This window comes from Ruegeria sp. BHSC043, from assembly GCF_059612985.1.
Genome location: NZ_JBXWRS010000001.1, coordinates 223,427 through 245,229, shown reverse-complemented (window position 1 = coordinate 245,229; position 21,803 = coordinate 223,427). Strand labels below are relative to the sequence as shown.

General features: G+C 64.5%; 20 protein-coding genes. 5 read left to right on the top strand and 15 right to left on the bottom strand.

Annotated features, from left to right (window positions below; all coding sequences use genetic code 11):
* Window positions 1-56 precede the first annotated feature (56 nt).
* From ruvB to ruvC, 3 genes are read right to left on the bottom strand one after another with little or no spacing between them, the layout of a single operon-like run.
* Window positions 57-1,076: a Holliday junction branch migration DNA helicase RuvB gene (gene ruvB, locus AC2FMM_RS01185; RefSeq protein WP_149775762.1), complete on the bottom strand. Its 1,020-nt coding sequence runs from the start codon at window positions 1,074-1,076 to the stop codon at window positions 57-59.
* Window positions 1,077-1,080: 4 nt separating this feature from the next.
* The gene (gene ruvA, locus AC2FMM_RS01180; protein ID WP_496795568.1) at window positions 1,081-1,752 is read right to left on the bottom strand and encodes a Holliday junction branch migration protein RuvA; all 672 of its coding nucleotides are present in this window, start codon (window positions 1,750-1,752) and stop codon (window positions 1,081-1,083) included.
* Window positions 1,749-2,246 carry a crossover junction endodeoxyribonuclease RuvC gene (ruvC, locus tag AC2FMM_RS01175; protein ID WP_496681345.1) on the bottom strand — a complete coding sequence of 166 codons (498 nt, stop codon included), beginning with the start codon at window positions 2,244-2,246 and terminating at the stop codon, window positions 1,749-1,751. Before ruvC ends, ruvA begins: the two co-directional genes overlap by 4 nt.
* A 327-nt stretch (window positions 2,247-2,573) precedes the next feature.
* Between ruvC and AC2FMM_RS01170 the strand changes: the two genes are divergently transcribed.
* The gene (locus tag AC2FMM_RS01170) at window positions 2,574-2,786 is read left to right on the top strand and encodes a DUF1127 domain-containing protein (RefSeq protein WP_496681344.1); all 213 of its coding nucleotides are present in this window, start codon (window positions 2,574-2,576) and stop codon (window positions 2,784-2,786) included.
* Window positions 2,787-2,885: 99 nt separating this feature from the next.
* Here AC2FMM_RS01170 and AC2FMM_RS01165 read toward each other — a convergent pair whose 3' ends face one another.
* From AC2FMM_RS01165 to AC2FMM_RS01150, 4 genes are all read right to left on the bottom strand, one after another.
* Entirely contained in the window at window positions 2,886-3,239 is a 354-nt protein-coding gene (locus AC2FMM_RS01165; RefSeq protein ID WP_490362348.1) for a hypothetical protein, read from the bottom strand.
* 98 nt (window positions 3,240-3,337) lie between these two features.
* Window positions 3,338-4,216 carry a 50S ribosomal protein L11 methyltransferase gene (locus tag AC2FMM_RS01160; protein ID WP_496795567.1) on the bottom strand — a complete coding sequence of 293 codons (879 nt, stop codon included), beginning with the start codon at window positions 4,214-4,216 and terminating at the stop codon, window positions 3,338-3,340.
* A gap of 68 nt (window positions 4,217-4,284) precedes the next feature.
* The gene (locus AC2FMM_RS01155; RefSeq protein WP_496795566.1) at window positions 4,285-5,517 is read right to left on the bottom strand and encodes an MFS transporter; all 1,233 of its coding nucleotides are present in this window, start codon (window positions 5,515-5,517) and stop codon (window positions 4,285-4,287) included.
* 77 nt (window positions 5,518-5,594) lie between these two features.
* Window positions 5,595-7,778, bottom strand: coding sequence for a primosomal protein N' (locus AC2FMM_RS01150; protein WP_496795565.1), 2,184 nt, complete (start codon window positions 7,776-7,778; stop codon window positions 5,595-5,597).
* A 103-nt stretch (window positions 7,779-7,881) separates the two neighbouring features.
* Here AC2FMM_RS01150 and fsa point away from each other — a divergent pair, with 103 nt between their 5' ends.
* From fsa to AC2FMM_RS01130, 4 genes are all read left to right on the top strand, one after another.
* Entirely contained in the window at window positions 7,882-8,535 is a 654-nt protein-coding gene (fsa, locus tag AC2FMM_RS01145) for a fructose-6-phosphate aldolase (RefSeq protein ID WP_496711352.1), read from the top strand.
* Between the two features lie 204 nt (window positions 8,536-8,739).
* A complete protein-coding gene (locus tag AC2FMM_RS01140; RefSeq protein WP_496795564.1) occupies window positions 8,740-9,447 on the top strand; it encodes a DUF484 family protein in 708 nt (235 codons plus the stop codon).
* The gene (locus AC2FMM_RS01135; protein WP_496688372.1) at window positions 9,444-10,364 is read left to right on the top strand and encodes a tyrosine recombinase XerC; all 921 of its coding nucleotides are present in this window, start codon (window positions 9,444-9,446) and stop codon (window positions 10,362-10,364) included. The genes AC2FMM_RS01140 and AC2FMM_RS01135 overlap by 4 nt, the downstream gene beginning before the upstream one ends.
* Before the next feature lie 91 nt (window positions 10,365-10,455).
* The gene (locus AC2FMM_RS01130; protein WP_149775773.1) at window positions 10,456-11,151 is read left to right on the top strand and encodes a CDP-alcohol phosphatidyltransferase family protein; all 696 of its coding nucleotides are present in this window, start codon (window positions 10,456-10,458) and stop codon (window positions 11,149-11,151) included.
* A gap of 27 nt (window positions 11,152-11,178) precedes the next feature.
* Here the strand turns inward: AC2FMM_RS01130 and AC2FMM_RS01125 are convergent, their stop codons facing one another.
* The 8 genes from AC2FMM_RS01125 to AC2FMM_RS01090 all read right to left on the bottom strand — a co-directional run bounded on the left by AC2FMM_RS01125 (window position 11,179) and on the right by AC2FMM_RS01090 (window position 21,799).
* On the bottom strand, window positions 11,179-11,646 hold the full coding sequence (locus AC2FMM_RS01125) for a hypothetical protein (RefSeq protein WP_496681332.1): 468 nt from the start codon (window positions 11,644-11,646) through the stop codon (window positions 11,179-11,181).
* Window positions 11,647-11,722: 76 nt separating this feature from the next.
* Window positions 11,723-12,178: a methylated-DNA--[protein]-cysteine S-methyltransferase gene (locus AC2FMM_RS01120; protein WP_496795563.1), complete on the bottom strand. Its 456-nt coding sequence runs from the start codon at window positions 12,176-12,178 to the stop codon at window positions 11,723-11,725.
* Between the two features lie 85 nt (window positions 12,179-12,263).
* Entirely contained in the window at window positions 12,264-15,182 is a 2,919-nt protein-coding gene (ileS, locus tag AC2FMM_RS01115; RefSeq protein WP_496711347.1) for an isoleucine--tRNA ligase, read from the bottom strand.
* Window positions 15,183-15,348: 166 nt separating this feature from the next.
* Window positions 15,349-18,033 carry a DUF2339 domain-containing protein gene (locus AC2FMM_RS01110; RefSeq protein WP_496795562.1) on the bottom strand — a complete coding sequence of 895 codons (2,685 nt, stop codon included), beginning with the start codon at window positions 18,031-18,033 and terminating at the stop codon, window positions 15,349-15,351.
* A gap of 149 nt (window positions 18,034-18,182) precedes the next feature.
* A complete protein-coding gene (locus AC2FMM_RS01105; RefSeq protein WP_170539128.1) occupies window positions 18,183-18,893 on the bottom strand; it encodes a VIT1/CCC1 transporter family protein in 711 nt (236 codons plus the stop codon).
* Between the two features lie 60 nt (window positions 18,894-18,953).
* A complete protein-coding gene (locus tag AC2FMM_RS01100; RefSeq protein WP_170441447.1) occupies window positions 18,954-19,943 on the bottom strand; it encodes a YcjF family protein in 990 nt (329 codons plus the stop codon).
* A 3-nt stretch (window positions 19,944-19,946) separates the two neighbouring features.
* Window positions 19,947-20,390: a GNAT family N-acetyltransferase gene (locus tag AC2FMM_RS01095; RefSeq protein WP_496795561.1), complete on the bottom strand. Its 444-nt coding sequence runs from the start codon at window positions 20,388-20,390 to the stop codon at window positions 19,947-19,949.
* Window positions 20,387-21,799 carry a YcjX family GTP-binding protein gene (locus tag AC2FMM_RS01090; protein ID WP_496795560.1) on the bottom strand — a complete coding sequence of 471 codons (1,413 nt, stop codon included), beginning with the start codon at window positions 21,797-21,799 and terminating at the stop codon, window positions 20,387-20,389. Before AC2FMM_RS01090 ends, AC2FMM_RS01095 begins: the two co-directional genes overlap by 4 nt.
* Window positions 21,800-21,803 lie beyond the last annotated feature (4 nt).

Here is a 21,803-nt window from a genome sequence, read left to right as displayed (position 1 = left end):
CCCTTCGTCTTTTGAAAATTCTCTCGCCCCAGCCTTAAAGTCTGAGGCCGGCGGCTTCAACCAAACAGGTCGCTCTGCCCCTTAGGCGCGGCCATGCCCAGATGCGTCCAGGCCTTCTGTGCCAGCATCCGGCCGCGCGGCGTGCGCTGGATCAAGCCCTGTTGCAAAAGATAGGGCTCGATCACTTCCTCGAGCGAGTCGCGGCTTTCGGAAAGGGCGGCCGACAAGGTCTCGATCCCCACCGGGCCACCGCCATAATTCTCGGCGATCAGTTTCAGATAGCGGCGGTCGGCCCCGTCCAGACCCAGATTGTCGACGCCCAGCCGCGTCAGCGCGCCATCGGCCAGCTCGCGCGTGATGCGTCCGTCGCCTTCGACAATGGCGAAATCCACGACCCGCCGCAGCAGCCGTCCGGCGATACGGGGGGTGCCCCGCGACCGGCGCGCGATCTCGCGGGCTCCGTCGTCATCGGCCGGCGCGCCCAGCTTGCGGGCGTTGCGGGTGACGATCTCGTGCAGCTCGTCCACGGTGTAGAATTGCAGCCGGGTGGGAATACCGAACCGGTCGCGCAGCGGGGTGGTCAGCAGGCCCATCCGCGTGGTCGCCCCGACCAGGGTAAAGGGCTGCAGCTCGATCCGCACGGTGCGGGCCGCGGGGCCCTCGCCGATCACCAGATCCAGCTCGAAATCCTCCATCGCCGGGTACAACACCTCTTCCACCGCCGGATTCAGGCGGTGAATCTCGTCGATGAACAGCACGTCGCGCTCTTCGAGATTGGTCAGGATCGCCGCAAGATCCCCGGCCTTGGCCAGAACCGGCCCCGAGGTCATGCGGAAGTTCACCCCAAGTTCGCGCGCCATGATCTGCGCCAGCGTCGTCTTGCCCAAGCCCGGAGGGCCGTGGAACAGCGTGTGGTCCATCGCCTCGTTCCGCTGGCGGGCCGACTGGATGAAGATGCGCAGATTGGCCCGCGCCTCGGCCTGGCCGATGAATTCGTCCAGCCCCTGCGGGCGCAAGGCGCGGTCGTTGTCCTCGGGCAGAGGCTGCGGGCGCAGGGTCGGGTCGGCATCAACCATTCATTCAGCCTTTCGGAGCCAGCAGTTTCAACGCCGCGCGGATCAATTCGGCCTCGCCGACATCGGGCAGGTTGGCGGCGGCCTCAGCCACGGCAGAGGCTGCCTCGGACGGGCCATACCCCAGGTTCGACAGCGCCGACAAAGCACCCGCCGACGCCGCACCCGCGCCGGGTTTCGGGGACCGCACGGGGGCCGGCGCCGGGTCTGCGGGTTCAACCACCTCGGCCACGGGGCCGTCCATTGCCTCGGTCACCGTGCCGCCCATCGCCATGACGCCGGGCGCCTTGTCTTTCAGGTCCAGCACGATGCGCTGCGCGGTCTTAGGCCCGACACCCTTGGCCGCCTTTACCGCGCCCCAATCGCCTAGCGCGATGGCCCGGCTGACCCCGTCCGGCCCCAGCGCCCCCAGAATGGCCAGCGACACCTTGGCCCCCACCCCCTGAACCGAGCAGAGCAGCCGGTGCCACTCTTTCTCGACCAGTGACAGAAAGCCGTAAAGCTGCATCAGGTCCTCGCGCACCACCAGATCGGTGTACAGCGAGACCGCCTCGCCCACCCCGGGCAGGGCCGCCATGGTGCGGTCCGAGCAATAGACGATGTAGCCGACCCCGCGCACGTCGATCAGAAGGTGATCCGCCGCGCGGTAGTCGATGCGTCCTGTCAGCTTGCCGATCATGAGACCACCTGTTTGATGCGGGCCTGCGGCGTCGCCCCGTAGAACGCATGGCAGATCGCGATCGCCAGCGCGTCCGCCGCATCGGCCCCCTTGGGCTGGCATCCCGGCAACTGAAGTTTGACCATGTGCAGAATCTGCTCCTTCTCGGCGTGCCCTACGCCCACCACGGTTTTCTTGACCCGGTTGGGCGCATATTCGCCCACCGGCAACCCGGCCTGCGCCAAGGTCAGCAACGCCACTCCGCGCGCCTGACCCAGCTTCAGCGTCCCGGCGCCGTCCTTGTTGACGAAGGTCTGTTCGATCGCTGCCTGGTCGGGTTGATGCTCGGCGATCACCTCGACGATCTGGTTGTGCAGCGACAAAAGCCGCTCGCCCAGATCATCCCCGTCGGATTTGCACAGGCCGTTGGCAACGTGGCTCAGCCGGCTGCCATGTGATTCGATGACGCCCCATCCCAGGGTGCGCAGCCCCGGATCGATGCCCAGAATTCGCATGTTGTGCCTCGGCCTGCTCGGGTTTTCGTGATCTTTTTCATCGATTAGCACGAAGCGTGAACATTTTCCAAGCGAATTGACACCACACCCAAAAACGACACCTATGCTCCACCTGCGACACGGCGGCCTGAATCCGACGCCGAAAGGTCTGAAATCGACATGGCTCGGGGGTCATTTTTCACCTTTTTTTCATGGCTTTTTCAGGTATCGGGACCCTTGCAAAATCTGCATGGGACACATGCAATTTTGTGCCTTGCTCGGGCGCACCTTCGTCATTAGCTGCCGCGCAGCATTTGGAATGAAGCACCAACCAGAAGGAAGCAGGATATGGCTGCACTGGAACCCACCCGCGCCGCAATTGGCTCGATCGGCTTTGCAGGCCGTATCGGCGCTTTTCTGGCCTCGATCGTGAACGCCGTTATCGAATGGAATGATGCCCGCATCACCCGCAAGGCGCTGAACGGCCTGAGCGATCGTGAATTGGAAGACATCGGCCTGTGCCGGGGCGACATCGACGCAGTCGCCGAAGGCCGCCGCTGAACGACAGCCACCACCACTCACTTGCTCACTCCAGCCATCGGTTCAGAGGCGGGGGCAAAAAACGAACACCGCGGACCGGAAGGTGCGCGGTGTTTGCGTTCAAGACAGCTTGTAGATGATCGCCTTGAATTGATCGGACATGAATTGTGTCACCGGATCGATCTGCATGACCCATGCACCGGCCTGTTCGATCGCTGTCCCGCCGTTCAGCACGTCGAGCCGGGTTTGGTACCCGGACGGTCCCAGGCTGGACAACAGGAAAGCCTTGAATGCAAACACCCCGACCAGACACATAACAAGAACCTTCAGCGGAACGGCCGAGCGCACCCGTTGGGGTTTCATGACGACCAAACCATCTTTGCGCATGGTCGCGCGATAGCCGCGGCTCATCTTGTTGTGTTTCTTTGTCAGCCGATGAACGCGCTGATCGAATTCAAGTTGTTTTCCTGTCATGGCAGCCTCCAAAAACCGCCCCCCAAATTCATTGGATGACGGTAGAAGGAGAATGCGTCAAAACCGTGGCAAAAATCCACAAAACTCCTGCAAATGGTCTAATTTGAGCCCTGTTTGGTTAAGACTAGCGTCGTCCACTCACCAATCATTGATCGATCCATCGTATTGAACCCGTTTCGTGTATAAACCGATTCCACTTCGTCGGCCTGCTCGTTGAGGATTCCCGACAGGATCGCATGTCCGCCTCCGCGCAGATTCTGCGCGATTTCCGGCGCAAGGGCTACCAGCGGACCCTTCAGAATGTTGGCAAAAATCAGATCGTAAGGCGCCGCCGCTTGGAGGTCGGGATGGTCAAATCCGGCGGCCTCGACACAACGGACGGCCCCGGCCATGCCGTTGGCCTTCAAGTTGGCCTCGGCCACTTCTACGGCAACCTCGTCGATGTCGCTGGCCAGAATCTCGCCCGACCAGACCCGCGCCGCCGCCATCGCCAAAACCGCCGTACCGCAGCCGATATCGGCGACCTTGCTGGCCTCGAACCCATTCTCAATCAGCTTGTCCAGCGCCATCAGACATCCCAGCGTCGTTCCGTGGTGCCCGGTGCCGAAGGCCATCGCCGCCTCGATCAGCAGCGGGATGCGTCCCTCGGGCAGCTTGTCGGCATCGTGGCTGCCATAGACGAAAAACCGCCCGGCCTCGACCGGGGCCAGCTCGCGCCGGACATGGGCGACCCAGTCGGTTTCCGGCAGTTCCGACACCACGAAGGGCTTGGCCTCGAAGGCCGCCGCCAGCAGGGCCAGGGCGGCCTCGTCGGGGCTTTCGGTGAAATAGCCGCCGACCTCCCACAGGCCCGAGCCGTCCTCGACCTCGAAGACGCCCACGCCGGTGGGTTCTGGATCCAGACGCTCCATCGCTTCGCCCAGGCTTTCGGCCGCGGCTTTGCCTGTCAGGGTAGTCAAGGCGGTGAATGTAGGCATGGGAACCTCCTGCAGAAACCGCCTTTGCGCCTAGGGCCGTCAGCCGCCAAGGTCAAGCGTCCCGCGCGTCATTCGGCCGGTGCGGGGGCGTATTTCGAAAAGACGGTCTCGTTCCCCGGCTCGGGATGGCGCGGGATCAGCAGCGACAGCGCCAAAGAGATCAGCGCCATGCCCGCCGCCAGACCGAACACCGCCCCGGGCGACACGACCCACAACAGCCCCAGCAGTGCCGGCAGGAACACCGCCGCGATGTGGTTGATGGTAAAGGCCACCGCCGCGGTGGGTGCAATATCGGCCGGGTCGGCGATTTTTTGGAAATAGGTCTTGAGTGCCAAAGCCAGCGCGAACAGCACATGATCGATGACATAAAGAATGGCCGCCAGCAGCACGCCCCAGCCGAACCAGTAGATGCCGCCATAGGCCGCAAACACGATGGCAAGGCCCAGATATTCGAAGATCAGCGTGCGCCGCTCGCCAAACACCGCAACGGCCTTGCCCAGCAGAGGGGCGGCGGCCATGTTGATGATCAGGTTGATGAGGTACAGGCTGGTCAGGTGATGCACTTCGAAGCCAAAGCGTTCGACCATCATGAACCCCGCGAACACGACGAAGATCTGCCGCCGCGCGCCCGCCATGAACTGCAGCGCATAATACAGCCAGTAGCGGCGGCGCAGCACGATTTTCTTGGTCTGCGGTGTCGGCGCATCGAATTGCGGATAGGCGATCACGCAGAACAGCGCCAGCACCGCGGTCAAACCACCAGCCGCCATAAAGACCGTGTTGTAGGACAGATCGAACCGATCCCAGGTCAGCACGATCAGCCCATAGACCACAAGCGTCGCGGCCGATCCCATCGCCACCAGCCACCCCAGCACCTGCGGGGCGCGGTCCTTGGGCAGCCATTGCAGCTGAAGCGATTGATTGACCGTTTCGTAGTAGTGAAACCCGATCGAGCTGAACAGGGTCACAAACAGCAGCCCGCCGAGGCTGGGAAACCAGGCCGTCACCGCCGTGGCCACGCCCAGCAGCATCAGCGAAATCATGGCCAGCACCTGTTCGCGCACGAAAAGGATCACCGCGATCACGCCAACGGCCAGAAAGCCCGGGATTTCGCGTACTGTGTGCAGCAGGCCGATGTCTGCCCCGTCGAAATCCGCGACTTCGATCACGAAGTTGTTCAGCAGTGCGCTCCATGCATTGAACGCAATTGGCATGGTCAGCGCCATCACGAACAGCAAAGTGACGGGGCGGCGCCAGAACGGCAGGCTCTGGGCCTGGGACAGGGGCATCGGTTTCAGCATGAGAGTTCTCTACGCCCAATCCGCCCGGCTGGCGAGAGGAAATCCCCCGTGCACATCGGGTCTGCGCTGATGCAGGGTCAGTAGAAGCTCTGCGGGTCGATATCGACGGTCAGGCGGATGTCGCCCTTCAGGCGCAGCGGTGCGATCCAGCGGGCGATGGCGTCCTGGATCGGCGCCCCCTTGGGCGCCTTGACCAGCAGCCTTACCCGGTGCCGCCCGCGGATGCGGGCAATCGGCGCCGGGGCCGGCCCAAATACCTGTGCCCCGATCTGCCGCAGCGGCGCGTCATTGCGCGCCAATATGTTGCCGATGTCAAAGACGGGCCCGACCTCGGGGCCGGACAGCACGATTCCCGCCATCCGGCCATAGGGCGGCACCCCGGCCGCCTGCCGCCCGGCGGCCTCGGCCCGCCAGAATCCTTCCTCGTCCCCTGACAGGATCGCGCGGATCACCGGGTGTTCGGGCTGAAAGGTCTGCAGCAGCGCCGTCCCCGGCTTGTCGGCCCGCCCGGCCCGGCCGGCCACCTGCCGCATCAGTTGAAAGGTCCGCTCGGCTGCGCGCAGGTCGGACCCGTGCAGGCCCAGATCCGAGTCGATCACCCCGACCAGCGTCAGGTTCGGGAAATTGTGCCCCTTGGCCACCAGCTGCGTACCGATGACGATATCGGCGTCGCCCTCGGCGATCTCTTCGATCTTGGCCTTCAGCGCCCGGGCCGAACCGAACAGGTCGGAACTGAGCATGGCGATGCGGGCGTCGGGAAAGGTCGCCTCGGCCTCTTCGGCCAGACGTTCGATGCCGGGGCCGACCGGGGCCAGCTTGCCCTCGACCCCGCAGGCGGGGCAGGCCTCGGGCATGGGCTTGGTCTCACCGCACTGGTGGCACATCAGACGTTTGAGGAACCGGTGTTCGACCATGCGCGCATCGCAGTGGTCGCAGGCGATCTGTTCGCCGCAGGCCCGGCACAACGTCACCGGCGCATATCCCCGGCGGTTGATGAACAGCAGCGACTGTTCGCGCTTCTCGATGCGCGCCTGCACCGCCTGGCGCAGGCTGGGGGAAATCCAGGTGCCCGGCTGCATCTTCTCGGCGCGCATGTCGATGGTCTTCATGTCCGGCAGCACCGCCGCCCCAAAGCGCGAGGTCAGGTCCAGTCGGTCATACTTGCCGGCCTCGGCATTGGCCCAGCTTTCCAGCGACGGTGTCGCGCTGGCCAAGATCACGCGCGACCCGCAGATCGCCGCCCGCAGAACCGCCATGTCGCGCGCATTGTAATGCACGCCGTCTTCCTGCTTGTACGAGGTGTCGTGTTCCTCATCCACCACGATCAGGCCCAGATCGCGGAACGGCAGAAACAGCGCCGACCGCGCGCCCACCACCATCTGCGCATCGCCCTGCCCGACCATGCGCCAGACACGGCGGCGTTCAGTCATCGTGGCACCGGAATGCCATTCGGCCGGGCGCGCGCCGAACCGCTCCTCGACCCGTGTCAGAAACTCGGCGGTCAGGGCAATCTCGGGCAGCAGCACCAGCGCCTGCCGGCCCATGCGCAGCGCTTCGGCCACCGCTTCAAGGTAGACCTCGGTCTTGCCCGACCCGGTCACGCCCTTCAGCAGCGTGGTGCCATAAGTTCCGCTGCGCAGTGCCGCCCGCAACGTGTCGGCGGCAGCGGTCTGGTCGGGGGTCAGAGCTTTGCCGGGCCGGTCCGGATCCAGCGTCGGATAAGGCAGGTCGCGGGGGCTGTCCTCCTCACGCACTGCGCCCTGCTTGACCAACCCTTTGACGACCGACGAAGTGACCCCGGCCATCTCGGCCAGTTCTTTCAGAGTAAAGGCCAGGCCGCCATAATCACGCAGCACCTCCAGCACCCGGGCGCGGGCGTCGGTCATGCGGTCGGGTGTGCCGCTGCCCAGCCGATAGATCTTGCGCATCGACAGCGGGTCGCCCAGCCCGGGCGCGCGGGTGGCCAGCCGCAGCATGGCCGGCATCGGCGTCAGCGTGTAGTCTGCCGCACGCTGCAGGAACAGGCGCATCTCTTGGCGCATGGGCGCCACGTCCAGCACCCGGATGACCGAGCGGATCTTGCTGCGATCGAAATCACCGCGCCCGGCCCCCCAGACCACGCCCAACACCTTGCGCGGACCCAGCGGCACCTCGACGAAGGCGCCCAGGAAACACCCCCCCTCGGGCGCCTTGTAATCCAACGTCCGGTCCAGAGGCTGGGTCGTCAGAACCGCCACCAGCTCACCTTGGTCGAATTGCACCGGTTCGCTCAATGCGCGCCTTTCTTCAGCAGGGGTTTCAGCACGGGTCTCTTTGAGGTAAAGGCATCCGCGAGCAAGGCCAACCCATCAAAGGACTGCCCCGATGAAATTCTTCGTAGACACAGCCGAAATCGACGCCATCGCCGAGTTGAACGACCTGGGCATGGTGGACGGTGTCACCACCAACCCCTCGCTGATACTGAAATCGGGTCGCGACATTCTGGAAGTGACCAAGGAAATCTGCGACCTGGTCGATGGCCCGGTTTCCGCCGAAGTCGTCGCCACCGAGGCCGATGACATGATCGCCGAAGGCCGCAAGCTGGCGCAGATCGCACCGAACATCGCCGTCAAGGTGCCGCTGACCTGGGCCGGTTTGAAAACCTGCAAGACGCTCAGCGACGAGGGCCAGATGGTTAACGTCACCCTGTGCTTCTCGGTCAACCAAGCGATTCTGGCGGCCAAGGCGGGCGCGACCTTCATTTCGCCCTTCATCGGACGTCTGGACGACATCAACCTCGACGGCATGGACCTGATCGCCGACATCCGTCAGGTCTATGACAATTACGGGTTCGAAACCGAAATCCTAGCCGCCTCGATCCGCAGCGTGAACCATGTGGCCGACAGCGCCCGCATCGGCGCCGACGTGATCACCGCCCCGCCTGCTGTGATCAAGAAGCTGGCTGATCACCCGCTGACCGACAAGGGGCTCGAGGCCTTCCTGTCGGATTGGGCCAAGACCGGTCAGAAAATCCTGTAACCCGCTAATCCCAAGCACCACCGCGCGGCCCCCGCCAGGGGCCGCGCCTGGCCCAACTGCACGGGCCTGATCAGCGATCAGGCCCGTGCAGGCGGGAGCCAAGTTCCCACACTCGGCACCTAATCCACCTAAACGTGCATTTTTCCCAAGGTATTTCCGGGCACCCGTGCTATAACGCACCCAACAAAAAAGACCGGACAGGATATGAGCAGCAACCCCAAACTCGAGGACAACCTCCGCGCAGCGATTCTGGCAAAACCGGATGCGGTGCTGGACGACAAGGACCTGATGCAGGCGCTGGTCGCCGCGAACGAACGCGCCCGCGGAGACAACATCATCGACCTGCGCGGAATCGCCATGCAGCGGCTCGAGGCGCGGCTGGATCGTCTGGAGGACACGCACCGCTCGGTCATCGCCGCCGCCTACGAGAACCTGGCCGGCACCAACCAGGTGCACCGCGCCATCCTGCGTCTTCTCGAACCGGCGGAGTTCGAGGATTTCCTGCGCACACTGGGCACCGACGTCGCCGACATCCTGCGGGTCGACCGGATCACTCTTGTTCTGGAAACTACGGCCGCGCAACACGATCCGGGAATCGCCAGGCTGGACGGTATTCTAACGGTGGCCGAACCCGGCTTCATCGACCGCTACCTGAGCCACGACCGCGGCGGCCCGGCCCGCGACGTCGTGCTGCGCGAGATTCACCAACCCAACCGATTGGTGCACGGTGATCAGGCCGGCGAACTTCAATCCGAAGCCTGCATGCTGCTGGACCTGGGTACGGGCCGCCTGCCGGGCATGATCGTGATGGGCGCGCGCGACTCGCGGCATTTCTCTCCGCAGTTGGGCACCGATCTGCTGGCGTTTTTCGCCGGCGTGTTCGAACGGTCGATGCGCCACTGGCTGTCATGAGCCTGATCTCTCCGGCCTGCCGCGATGCGCTACAAGTGTGGCTGGAGAGTCTCTCGGCGCTTGCGGGCCGGTCGGAAAACACCACCAACGCCTATCGTCGGGATGTCACCGATTTCCTGGCCTTCATGACCCTGCATCACAGCGAACGTCAGGGGTTGGCCGCGCTGGAACGGATCAGCGTTTCGGACATGCGGGCCTGGATGGCGCAACAGCGCGACACCGGCGTCGGCGCCCGGTCCCTGGCGCGCAAGCTGTCGGCCGTCAAAAGCTTCTACCGCTGGCTGGCCGAGCGCGAGGGGTTCGAGCCCACCGCCGTCCTGTCCACCCGCGCGCCGAAATTCACCAAAAAGCTGCCGCGCCCCCTAGCCGAAGACGCCGCCCGCGCCGTGATCGAGGCGGTCGAGTTGCAATCCAGTTCGGATTGGGTTGCGGCCCGCGACGTGGCCGTGGTGACCCTGCTCTATGGCTGCGGACTGCGCATTTCCGAGGCCCTCTCGCTGACCGGCGCTGACGCGCCCCTGCCTGAGACGCTCAGAATCGTCGGCAAGGGCGACAAGGAGCGAATCGTTCCGGTCATTCCCGCCGCACGGCAGGCGGTGGATCGGTACCTGGAGTTGTGCCCGCACCCGCAAAGTGCAACCGCCCCACTGTTCCGCGGTGTGCGTGGCAAGGCGCTGAACCCACGGGCGATCCAAGGCGTCATGGCAAAGGCGCGCATGCAGTTGGGCCTGCCGGCAACGGCCACGCCCCATGCCATGCGCCACAGCTTTGCCACGCACCTTCTGTCGGCCGGTGGCGACCTCCGAGCCATTCAGGAACTGCTGGGACACGCGTCTCTGTCCACAACGCAGGCTTATACCGCCGTCGATACCGCGCGGCTGATGGAGGTCTACAACCGCACCCACCCCAAGGCCTGAACGCAACGGAATCGCCACGACCGCCTGCATAGACCCTTAGGGGTGGGATTTTGCTTTGCATCTCGGGCGCGCATCGTACATGACACGGGCCATGACACTCAGATTCAAAGCCTTAGCCGTCCATTTGTTCACCGCGACTGGTGCCGTTTTTGCCATGCTGGCCATGCTGGCAGCGGTCGAGGAAAAATGGAGCCTGATGTTCCTTTGGCTGGTGGTGTCTTTCATTGTCGACGGAATCGACGGACCCCTGGCGCGGCACTACCACGTCAAGAAAAACGCGCCCGAGTTCGACGGGGTGCTGCTGGACCTGATCATCGATTATCTGACCTACGTGTTCATTCCGGCCTATGCGCTGTTCAAATCCGGCCTGATGGACGGTTGGACCGGCTGGTTCGCAATTATCGTCATCACCTTCGCTAGCGCGATGTATTTCGCCGACACGCGGATGAAAACCAAGGACAATTCCTTTTCCGGCTTCCCGGGTTGCTGGAACATGGTCGTGGTGGTGATCTTCGCGCTGAAACCCGATTTCTGGTTCAGCCTGATCCTTGTGGCGCTGCTGGCCGTGGCAATGTTCCTGCCGCTGAAATTCATCCACCCCGTGCGTACGGAACGCTGGCGCAACCTTTCCCTGCCCATGGCCTTCGCCTGGACGTTTTTCGCCGGATGGGCCGCCTGGGTCGATTTCCACCCGCAAAGCTGGGCGCATTGGGGCCTTGTCGTCACCAGCCTGTATCTGGTGTTTGCTGGTATTGCCCAGCAACTGATCCCGCAAAGGACCGGATGACCCCGCCGCGCAGGGCGAGGCCGAAGCTCACAGGATTTCCTGGATCTCGAATTCGGTTCCGTTGTGGGTGAACACGTCGCCCTTCTGCAAACCGGCCATCGCCAGGTAAATCGGGCTTTGGGGTGAAATCCCCATATAGGTGTCTCCGTCAACGTCGAATCGCGTGGTCGAGACGCAGACGACGAAATGCCGGTCATTCAGCTTGACCACCGCGCCCGGCTCGACCGTCTGTTTCGGACCGAAATCGGTGTTTTCGATCACGTCGATCTTGGCATGATGTGCATGCACCGGCCCGTCGAAAGCCGCCGCCAGATCGGCGCTCTCGCGCGAGGCGGCGATGTCGTCCTTGTCATGCACCTCGCGATCGTCCAGCTGCGACTCTTTCAAAAAGGCCTCGTGATGGGCCTGCGCGACTTCAAGCTCCTGGGCTTCCAGGGCCATCAGGCGGTCGATGATGGCTTTCTTGCGGGCAGCCGGGTCTGTCTGAGCGGTCATGCAATGCGGTCCTTCGCTGTCGAATTCCATCTCAGGTTGGGACGCTTTGCGGGGGATTGCAACTGGATTCCGGTGATCAGATCAGCAGGCTCGCGGCGCCTTCGTGGCGCAACAGGGCCACCTTGCTCTCGATTCCGCCCTGGCCGGAAAACCCGCCCAGCCCGTTCGCAGCCAACACCCGGTGGCAGGGGATAATCACCGGAATCGGATTGGCTCCGCAGGCCTGTCCTACGGCCTGTGCGGGGTGCCCCAGTTCGCGCGCAATGTCGCCATAGGTGCGGGTTTCACCGAAAGGAATCACCGACATCTCCGCACAGACCGCACGCTGAAACTTTGACCCGTTGACGTGCAGCGGCAGGTCGAAGCGGCGCAGGCTGCCTTCGGCGTAGGCCATCACCTGCGAGGCGGCTTCGGCAAGCAGCGGAGTCGTATCGCCCTCCGTTTGGCCGCCCCAGACCAGCCGAGTGATGGCGCCGCCTTCTTCCTCGATCCCGAGGCATCCGAACTGGGTTTGAACCGCAATCATCGGCATGGCTGCAGGGTTTCAGATCAGCACGCCGCCCGCAAGTCGCAAAAAAAGCCCCCGCGCTATGGCGGGAGGCTTTCGGGGTTTACGTTCAGCTCAGGGCGGTGTCGCAGCGACCGCAGACACCGGGATGCGCGTGGCGCCCCACATCCGGCAGGATCTTCCAGCAACGCTGGCACTTGGCCCCTTCGGCCTTTTCGAACACGACGCCGACGCCTTCGACCTCGGGCAGGCGGAAGGCCTCGGCCGGGGCCGGGTCGGCGGTGACAGTCAGGCCCGAGGTGATGCACAGGTCATCCACGTCGAAAGTGGCCAGCAGGTCACGGGTTTCGGCATCCTCGACATGCACGACCGGCGCGGCTTCGAGGCTGGAGCCGATGACCTTGTCGCGGCGCTGCACTTCCAGCGCGGCGGTCACCGCACGACGTACACGGCGGATCTTGGCCATGTTCTCCTCAAGCGCGGGGTCGCGCCAATCGGCAGGCGTGTCGGGGAAGTCGACCAGATGCACCGAGCTGTCCTCGCCCGGGAACCGCTCCAGCCAGACCTCTTCCATCGTAAACGGCAGGATCGGTGCCAGCCAGGTGGTCAGACGGTGGAACAGGATATCCAGCACCGTGCGCGCGGCCCTGCGGCGCGGGGTGTCCCCATCGCAATACAGCGCATCCTTGCGCACGTCGAAATAGAAGGCCGACAGGTCGACCGTGGCAAAGTTGAACACCGCGCTGAACACGCCCTGGAAGTCGAACGCGGCATAGCCCTTGCGGACCTGCTCGTCCAATTCGGCGAGGCGGCTGAGCACCCAACGTTCCAGACGCGGCATCTCGGCCGGGTCGATCCGGTCGGCCTCGGTGAAATCGGCCAGCGAACCCAGCATAAAACGCATCGTGTTGCGCAGACGGCGATAGCTGTCGGCGACCCCTTTCAAGATTTCCGGCCCAATCCGCTGATCGGCGGTATAGTCGGTCTGGGCCACCCACAGGCGCAGGATGTCGGCACCATATTGCTTGATGACCTCCTCCGGCACGATGGTATTGCCGAGCGATTTGGACATCTTGTTGCCCTTCTCGTCCAGCGTGAACCCGTGCGTGACCACGTTGCGGTAGGGCGCGCGGCCGATCGTGCCACAGGCCTGCAACATCGAAGAGTGGAACCATCCGCGGTGCTGGTCGGTGCCCTCCATGTAGACATCGGCGATGCCCTCGGGCGCACCATCCTCGCGATCGCGCAGAACGAATGCGTGGGTCGAGCCCGAGTCGAACCACACGTCCAGAACGTCGAACACTTGGTCATAATCGTCAGGGTTGACGATGCCGTCCAGCACCTGCTGTTTGAACCCGTCGGTGTACCAGACATCGGCACCGTGTTCTTCGAACGCGGCCTTGATGCGGGCATTCACTTCCGCGTTGCGCAGCAGATAATCCGGGTCGGTGGGCAGAGCGCCTTTCTTGGTGAAACACGTGAGCGGCACGCCCCAGGCACGCTGGCGCGACAGAACCCAGTCGGGGCGTGCCTCGATCATCGAATACAGGCGGTTGCGGCCCGACGGCGGCGTCCATTTCACCAGTTCGTCGATCGAGCGCAGGGCGCGTTCGCGGATGGTGTCGCCCATCTGGTTCATGCCGTCGTCCAGCTTGCGGTCGACGGACACGAACCATTGCGGTGTGTTGCGATAGATGATCGGCGCCTTGGACCGCCACGAATGCGGATAGCTGTGCTTGATCTTGCCACGCGCCAGCAGCCCGCCGACCTCGGCCAGCTTGTCGATCACGGCCTTGTTCGCGTCGCCCTCGCCGCCCTTGCGCGACAGGATGTACTTGCCGCCAAAGAACGGCATGTCAGCGCGGAAGCTGCCATCGTCCATCACGTTGTAGGTGATGACCTGCTCGAGCATGCCCAGATCGCGGTACAGCTCGAATTCCTCCATCCCGTGCGAGGGCGCGCAATGGACGAAGCCGGTGCCTTCCGTATCGGTCACGAAATCGGCCGCGCGAAAATCGCGGATGTCGTCCCATTCGCCGTTGGACCCTTCGGCCCCTGCCAGCGGGTGCTGCAGCTGGATCTTGGCCAGATCGTCCTGCGTGACGTCACACAGGCGGCGGTACATGGTGTCGTCCAGTCGCGCGCGCGCGAACACGTCGGCGGCCAAGTTGTCGGCCAGCAGGTACCGGTCACCGATCCGAGCCCAGCATTCCTCGGGGCGGCCGGTCACTTCGTACAGCCCGTACGAGATATCCTTGCCATAGACCACGGCCTTGTTCGACGGCATGGTCCAGGGCGTCGTGGTCCAGATCACAACATAGGCGTTGTCCAGCGTGGTGTCGCCGGTGTTCACCACCTTGAACTTCACCCAGATGGTGAAGCTTTCCTTGTCGTGATACTCGACCTCGGCCTCGGCCAGAGCGGTCTTCTCGATCGGCGACCACATCACCGGTTTCGAGCCTTGATACAGCGTACCGTTCATCAGGAACTTCATGAACTCGTCCGCGATCACCGCCTCGGCGTGATAGTCCATGGTGACGTAGGGATCGGCCCAGTTGCCGGTGATGCCCAGGCGCTTGAACTCTTCGCGCTGTATATCGATCCAGCCTTCGGCGAACTTGCGGCATTCCTGGCGGAAGTCGATGACCGGAACCTCGTCCTTGTTCTTGCCCTTCTTGCGGTACTGTTCCTCGATCTTCCATTCGATCGGCAGGCCGTGGCAGTCCCAGCCGGGCACATAGCGCGCGTCAAAGCCCATCATCTGATGCGACCGCACGATCATGTCCTTGATCGTCTTGTTGAGCGCGTGGCCGATATGCAGGTGCCCGTTGGCATATGGCGGGCCGTCATGCAGGATGAACGGCTTGCGCCCCGGCTTTTCGCGCAGTCGGTCATAGACGCCGATCTTCTCCCATCGGTCCAGCCATGCGGGCTCGCGCTTGGGCAGGCCGGCGCGCATGGGGAATTCGGTTCGGGGCAGGTTCAGCGTGTCTTTATAGTCGGGTGTCTGGGTCGTGTCGGCGCACATGGAGAGGCGTCCCTTGGATGATCTTGGCGTGTTTGGATCGAAGCGGTCGGTGCGATGAACTCAAGCACCTTTGCCCGGCGTCTCGGAAACTCAGAGCGCCGGGGAAATAATTCGAATGATAATGGCCAAAACGTCTTGCATGGCCGGGCTTATAGGCCGGTTGTGCCTATTGGTCCAGAGCTTCCGGCCCCTGCGGCGAATGGCGCAGCTTGGCCCAGCGGTTCAGCCAAGCCAAACCCGCCAGCGCCAGCCCCAAAGCCAGCAACGAAAACACCCGAATCAGGCCGCCCAGGCCTGAGATGTCGATCAGGAACACCTTGGCCACCGCCAGCCCGATCACCGCCAGCCCGGCCTTGCGCATCAGGTTCGAACCGCGGGCCAACGACTGATAGAACAGCGCCGCGCCGATCACCAGCAGCGCGAGCGTGTAGGTATAAAGCTCGGGCTGGGACACGCCGTTGCCTTCATACATTCCTGCCGCACCCTGCCAGAAATGCCGGATGGTCAGGCCCAGCCACAAGGCACCCAGCGCGATGGACACCCCCTGGCAGACCAGCCGCAACTGGGCCGGCATCGTGGGGATTCGCCACGCGAACAGACCGATGACAAGGGCCGGCAGCAAATAGGCAATGGCAAGCGTGTTCACGATCGGAGGTCCCAGAACAGGATCTGCGCCAAAACGCAAAACAGGGTTGGCCACTGTCGCAGCCAGCGCCAGCCACAACAGGCCATGCGCGGCGAAAAACACGCCCAATGCGACCCGCACCCAGTTCAATCGCCCGCCCAGCGCAAACCGCTGCACCTGCGCAAAGGCCAACACCAGCCAAATGGCCGACAGCAGGCCCAGCCCCCAATGGCTGTCGTCGGCACCGCCCTCGCCCAGCCCTTCCAACCAGCGCAGCAGCAGCAGCGACACCAGAACGCCGCCCGTCGCCCACGCTGCGCTGTCCAACATGACCTCGGCGACAGGTCGCTCCAACGGGCGCAGCATCCACCATGCCGCGACGTAGCCTGCAACCGCAGTTCCATAGACCAGAGCCATTTCCGCAACCGGCGCGTCCAGCGCCCAGCCCAGGCCCGGGTTCAGGATCAGCCGGAACGTGACGGTGACGACTCCGGCCCAGATGAACCAGCTCATCGGCGGCAGGGCAAACCGCCGGTCCAGCGCCGCCGCCGCGATGATCGTGACCACGAATGCGATGGTCAGCGCCGCCGAGCTGAGCACGATCACGCAGCCGAAGGCCAGGCAGGACAGGGCCGACAGCGTGGCCAAAGCCGGACGCATCCGGGCCTTAACATCCACACGCGCAAAGCGCTCGGCTAGCACCACCATCAGCGCCGCAAGCGCGACCGCATGCAGGGCCCAGGGGTAGGCTCCGATAACGCTGGCCGGGCGCCAGCCAAGCTCAAGCGCGATGGCCAGCGCCGGGGCGTACAGCGCAGCGGCACCGGCCCAGACCAGCGGGTACCGTCCACCCCGGAACGACCGCCATGCCGCCAGAAGAGAGATCACCGCGCCCAGCGCAACCAGCCACGTCACGGCCAACGGAAAATCGACCTCGGGCGTTTCGGAGTAGGTCTGCCAGAACCCACGCGCCACCGCGCCGCCATCAAACCCGTGCGTGAACACGAATCCACCCAGACCCAGGGCGGGAAGCGCGGTCATGTCCTGCAGGGCCGGTGCATCCTTGGCCCAGATCAGCAGGGCGAACGTCAGGACTGCCAGCAGGATCACACCCAGCCAGAACTCACCGCTCGTATCCGCCCATTGCAACACCAGAATGGCCGAGCTTGCCAGCACCGCCCCAAAGGCCAGACGCGTCGGAAATTCGGGCCACGGACCACTGGCTTTTCTGACAAAGATTTCGCTGAACATCGCGCCGTCATGATCGGGCCAGATCCGGCGCACGGGAATGGCAATGGCGATCACGGCAACGGCGGCCACGTAGATGAGGAAAGCCGGTTCTGTGATCGGCGAACCAGCCACAAGCAAAAGGCCCGCCAAATAGGCTCCTATCAGCGACAGCACCGACACCCAGGCCCAACGCTGCACCGTGTCGATCCCAAGCCCAAGCCCGGTGATCACAAAGAAATATCCATACAGCCAAGACGGGTCGGCCGACTCTCCACCTACGACGAATGGCGCGGCAAAGGCGCCGATCAACCCGATCGCCGCCAGCAGTGGGCCGTGGAACCAGCCCAGAACCAGCCCGACAAGGGCGATGGCGATCATGCCCGCCAAAGCCGCCTCGGGGCCGATCAGGTCATAGAGCTGGCGCGCCGCCAGCACACCGCCGAACAGCGTGACCAGCCCCGCGCCTGCAAATACCGAAGGCAGGTAGGCGGTGGCCGACGACTCGTCATCGCCGTATCGGCGCCGCACGACTTCACCCGCCACGATCAGCAGCGCGCCGAAGCCCAAGGCCGCCACCACGCGCGCGGTGGGCGGCAGCAACCCGTTCTCGACCCCGTATTGCACCAGAAATATCCCCGCCAGCGCCAGCGACAGGGCGGATACGGCATAGAACCAGTTCTCGCGGAGCCACGCGCCCAGATCGTCGAAGCGCTCGGCGCGGAACACGACTGCGGCCGGAGGGGATGCGGTCTCGGCAACAGTTGCCGATTTTTCAGGCTCGGGCTGTTGATCCGGCGTGGGTGGGCTTTCCTGTTTCGGCGGGCCCCAAGGGGCCGGTCGGGGTTTTGGCTTCAACGCTTCTGCTGGCGCGGGCGGCGTCTGCGCGGGCCGCGCCATGTCGGGCTGCGGCTCGACACCCGACCTGATCTCCAACTGCTCGACCCGCCGCCGCAGTCGGGCATGGCCGACCAGCAAGACGACAATAGATACCGGCATCGCCAAAACGACCAAGCCAACAAGAACAAGCAGAGATTCCAAACCGCACCTCCGGGCAAATCTGCATTATAGGCTATCCTGTGCAGGCGCGGTAAGACAGCCGGGAAATCCCAAATGATTTCAGCCTGTTGTGGTCTGACGCCAGTGATCTAAGGATGGAACAGAGACCCGACGAGATAGGCAATTGCCGCCGCTGCTCCACCAATCGCCAGCGTCTCAAGCCCCGAGCGCCACCAGGGCGCCAGCGACCACCGGCTTTTCATCGCGCCGATGGCAAAGAACACGCCCAGCGTCATCAGGACCGAGGCTGAAAACGCGCCCTCGACACCCAACAAGAACGGCACGAGCGGAACCATACCGGCCACGACAAAGGCCGCGAACGTGGCTGCGGCGGCCTTGAGCGGATGCGGATCGACGCTGCCCAACCCGTACTCGCCCTCGATCATCAAGTTGATCCAGGTATCCCGATCGGCGGTGATCGCATCGGTTGCCTGTTCCAACACCCGGCCCGACAAGCCCTTGCGGGACAGGATTTCCAGCACCTCGCCGCGCTCGCCGTCGGGGTAGAGGCGGATGTGGCGCTCTTCGATGGCGCGGATTCGTCGGATATTGTCCAGCTCGGCCTTGGTCCCCGAGTAGTTGCCCGCCGCCATCGAGAATCCGTCGGCCAGCACGTTGGCCAGGCCCAAGGCCACGATGACGAAGGGCGACAGCCCGGCCCCGGCTACGCCCGCCACGATGGCCAGCGTGGTCACCGATCCGTCGATCCCGCCATAGACCACGTCGCGCAGGAACCCGCGCCCGGGTGGGGCGTCGATCCGGTCTGCGATTTCCTGTTGGCTGTGGCCGTGATCCGCCATGGCTGGTCTCCCTTCCGGAAGATTTTGCCCTGCGCAGCGGCCCGTTGGCTTTGCGGCAGATCAACCCTTGGAAAACAGCCCGCCCAGCGCGCGCGAGACCATGCCGCGGGTCGACGGCCTGTGCCGGCCCGAGAAGGGCAGCGGACGGCAGACCTCCATCGCGGCCACGCCGACGCGGGCGCTGAGGGCACCGTTGACCAGTCCTTCGCCAAAGCGGCGCGACAGCTTGCTGAGGACTGACCCGCCCAGAACCGGTTCGAGCAGGTCGTCACCCACGGCAACCGCACCGGTGGCCACCAGGTGAACAAACACCGCACGGGTCAACCGCCAGCCCCCCAGAAACCCGGCCCGCCCGCCATATATCTCGGCAATCCGGCGGATCATCCGCAGCGAGGCAAGAAGCGCCGTCGCAACATCGGCCAGCGCCAGCGGAACCAGCGCCGTCACGGTCGCGACCTGACGCGCGGCGGCCTCGACCTCGCGGCTGGCAGCAGCATCCAGCGGGGCCAGCAATTCGTCCTCGACCAGTCCCAGCAGGCCCGAGGCGTCGAACTGATCCTCGATCCGTTCGGCCAGGCGGTCGCGGCCCCAGCGCGTATCCTCGCGCCCGCGATAGAACGTGATCAGGCGCTGGGTCACGGCCCGGGCCTGCGCCAGATCAGCATCGGCCAGCGCGGCATCGGCGGCGCGGCGCATCCCGTCCACCCGCGACAGCCGGCCCAGCGCGGCCAGTTCGCGCAGGGCGATCAGCAGAGCCACTAGCACCAGCGCGCAGATCAGGCCGGTCACGATCCAGCCCAGCACCGGCACGCTGGCGATCAACGAGGTAGCAAAATTCCAGGCAGCGACAGAGACCGCCGCCCCCACGACCGCAACCGCCAGCCCCCAGAACCACCGCCCAAGAACCGACGGCTTGCGCGCGGCCAGCCGGGCCGCGGCCTGCATCGCCTGCCCTTGGGGCGGCGCGATGTCCGGCACCGGCGCGGCCTTTGTCACGTCGGCGGCCGGGGCATCCTCGTCAAGCTCGATCAGAACCGGACCCTTGGCCATGCGTCACTCCTTCTGTTGCCAGACGAACCGAATGTCCGGCAGCTGTTCATCATTGTCGACCCCGTCGCTGCGGGCCACTTCGACAAAGCCGTGCCGTTCATAGAACCGGCACGCGCCCGTATTGGCCTGAAAAGCATACAGCACCAGTTCGCGGCGACCTGCCTTGGCGCTGTCCAGCAGTTGTGCGCCGATCCCCTGACTTCGCGCGGCGGGGCTTAGGTACAGGCAATGAACCTCGGTCCCGTCCACGGCCAGAAAGCCTGCGACCTTGCCGCCCTGTTCGGCAACCGTGACCCATCCATTGTCGATCATCCGCCCGCAAAAGGCGATGGCTTCGGCCCCGGAATGCAGCTCGGGCATCCAGTCGTTTTCGCGTGCAAAGCCGTGCAGGATCTCTCCGACCGCCCCGGCGTCGAGGCTGCGCGCGGGCCTGAGGGTAACGGTCACAGCCGGTCTCCGATCAGGAACTGCGCAGCGCGGTCCAACCGGATATGTGGCGGACCGTCGCCGGGGCGCAGCGACAGATGCGCCGGGGCAAAGGTCATGAACCCGTAATCCTCGCCCAACCAAGTGTCGGCCCCCTTGCGCGCGGGGCCCAGCAGATGGGCGGGGTCTTCGGGCAGCTCTCCGGGATAGAAGGCCGCCTGCTTGCCGGTGTCCAACGTACCGCGCACGCAGGGCAGTTCGACGCCGTTGTGGGTGCGGATTTCTTCGGTCGTCACGCGCAGCGCGGCGATGGACATGGCAGCGGTCTCGGCCCCGGCGAACCTGGCGCGGTCGCGCGCCTCGCGCGTCAGAGCCTCCATGATCGCGGTCAGGCGCGGGTGCTGCAGGTGGTGCAGGTGATCGGCCTTGGTGGCAGCGAACAGGATGCGTTCGACCCGCTTGCCCAGCAGCATCTGGCTGAGCCACGCATTGCGGCCGGGCCGGAAGGCAGACAGGATATCACCCATGGCGCGGCGCATGTCCTCGACCGCCTGCGGCCCCTTGTGGATCGCGCCCAGCGCATCCACCAACACCACCTGCCGGTCGATCCGGGCGAAATGATCCCGGAAAAAGGGCTTCACGACCTGCGATTTGTAGGCCTCGAACCGGCGCTCCATCTCGCGATGCAAGCTGCGGCGGCGCGAGGCGCCATCGACCGGCAAAGGCGCAAAGGTCAGCACCGGCGACCCGGCCAGATCACCCGGCAGCAGGAACCGGCCCGGCGTACAGTCATAGAAACCCGCATCCCGCGCGGCGGTCAGATAGTCGGCAAAGCCCCGCGCCAGGGCCTGCGCGGTGGGTTCATCATGGGGGTCGGCCGGGTCAACAGATTTGATCTGGGCCAGGAAATCGGCCGCGGCCGGACGCTGCGCGATCCGCTCCAACGTTTCGCGCGACCAATCGTCATAGGATTTTTCGAGCAGGGCCAGATCCAGCAGCCACTCACCGGGATAGTCGACGATGTCCAGATGCACGGTGCGCGGCCCCTGCAGGCCGGCCAGCAGCCCGGCGGGGCGGACCTTGAACGACAGACGCAGCTCGGACACGGCGCGGGTGCTGTCGGGCCAGTGGGGCTGCGGCCCGGTCAGAGCCGACAGGTGCGATTCATAGTCGAACCGAGGCACGGTGTCGTCGGGCTGCGGCTGCAGGTAGGCGGCGTTGATGCGCCCCTCCTGCTGGGCGACCAGGCCGGGCATCCGCCCCCTGTCCAGCAGGTTGGCCACCAGCGACGTGATAAACACCGTCTTGCCCGACCGCGCCAGCCCGGTGACGCCCAGCCGCACGACCGGTTCGAAAAACGTCTCGGACACGCGGTCGCCGACGGATTCGACGCCGCGCACAAGACTGTCTGCCAGTGATGAGATGACCAAACCG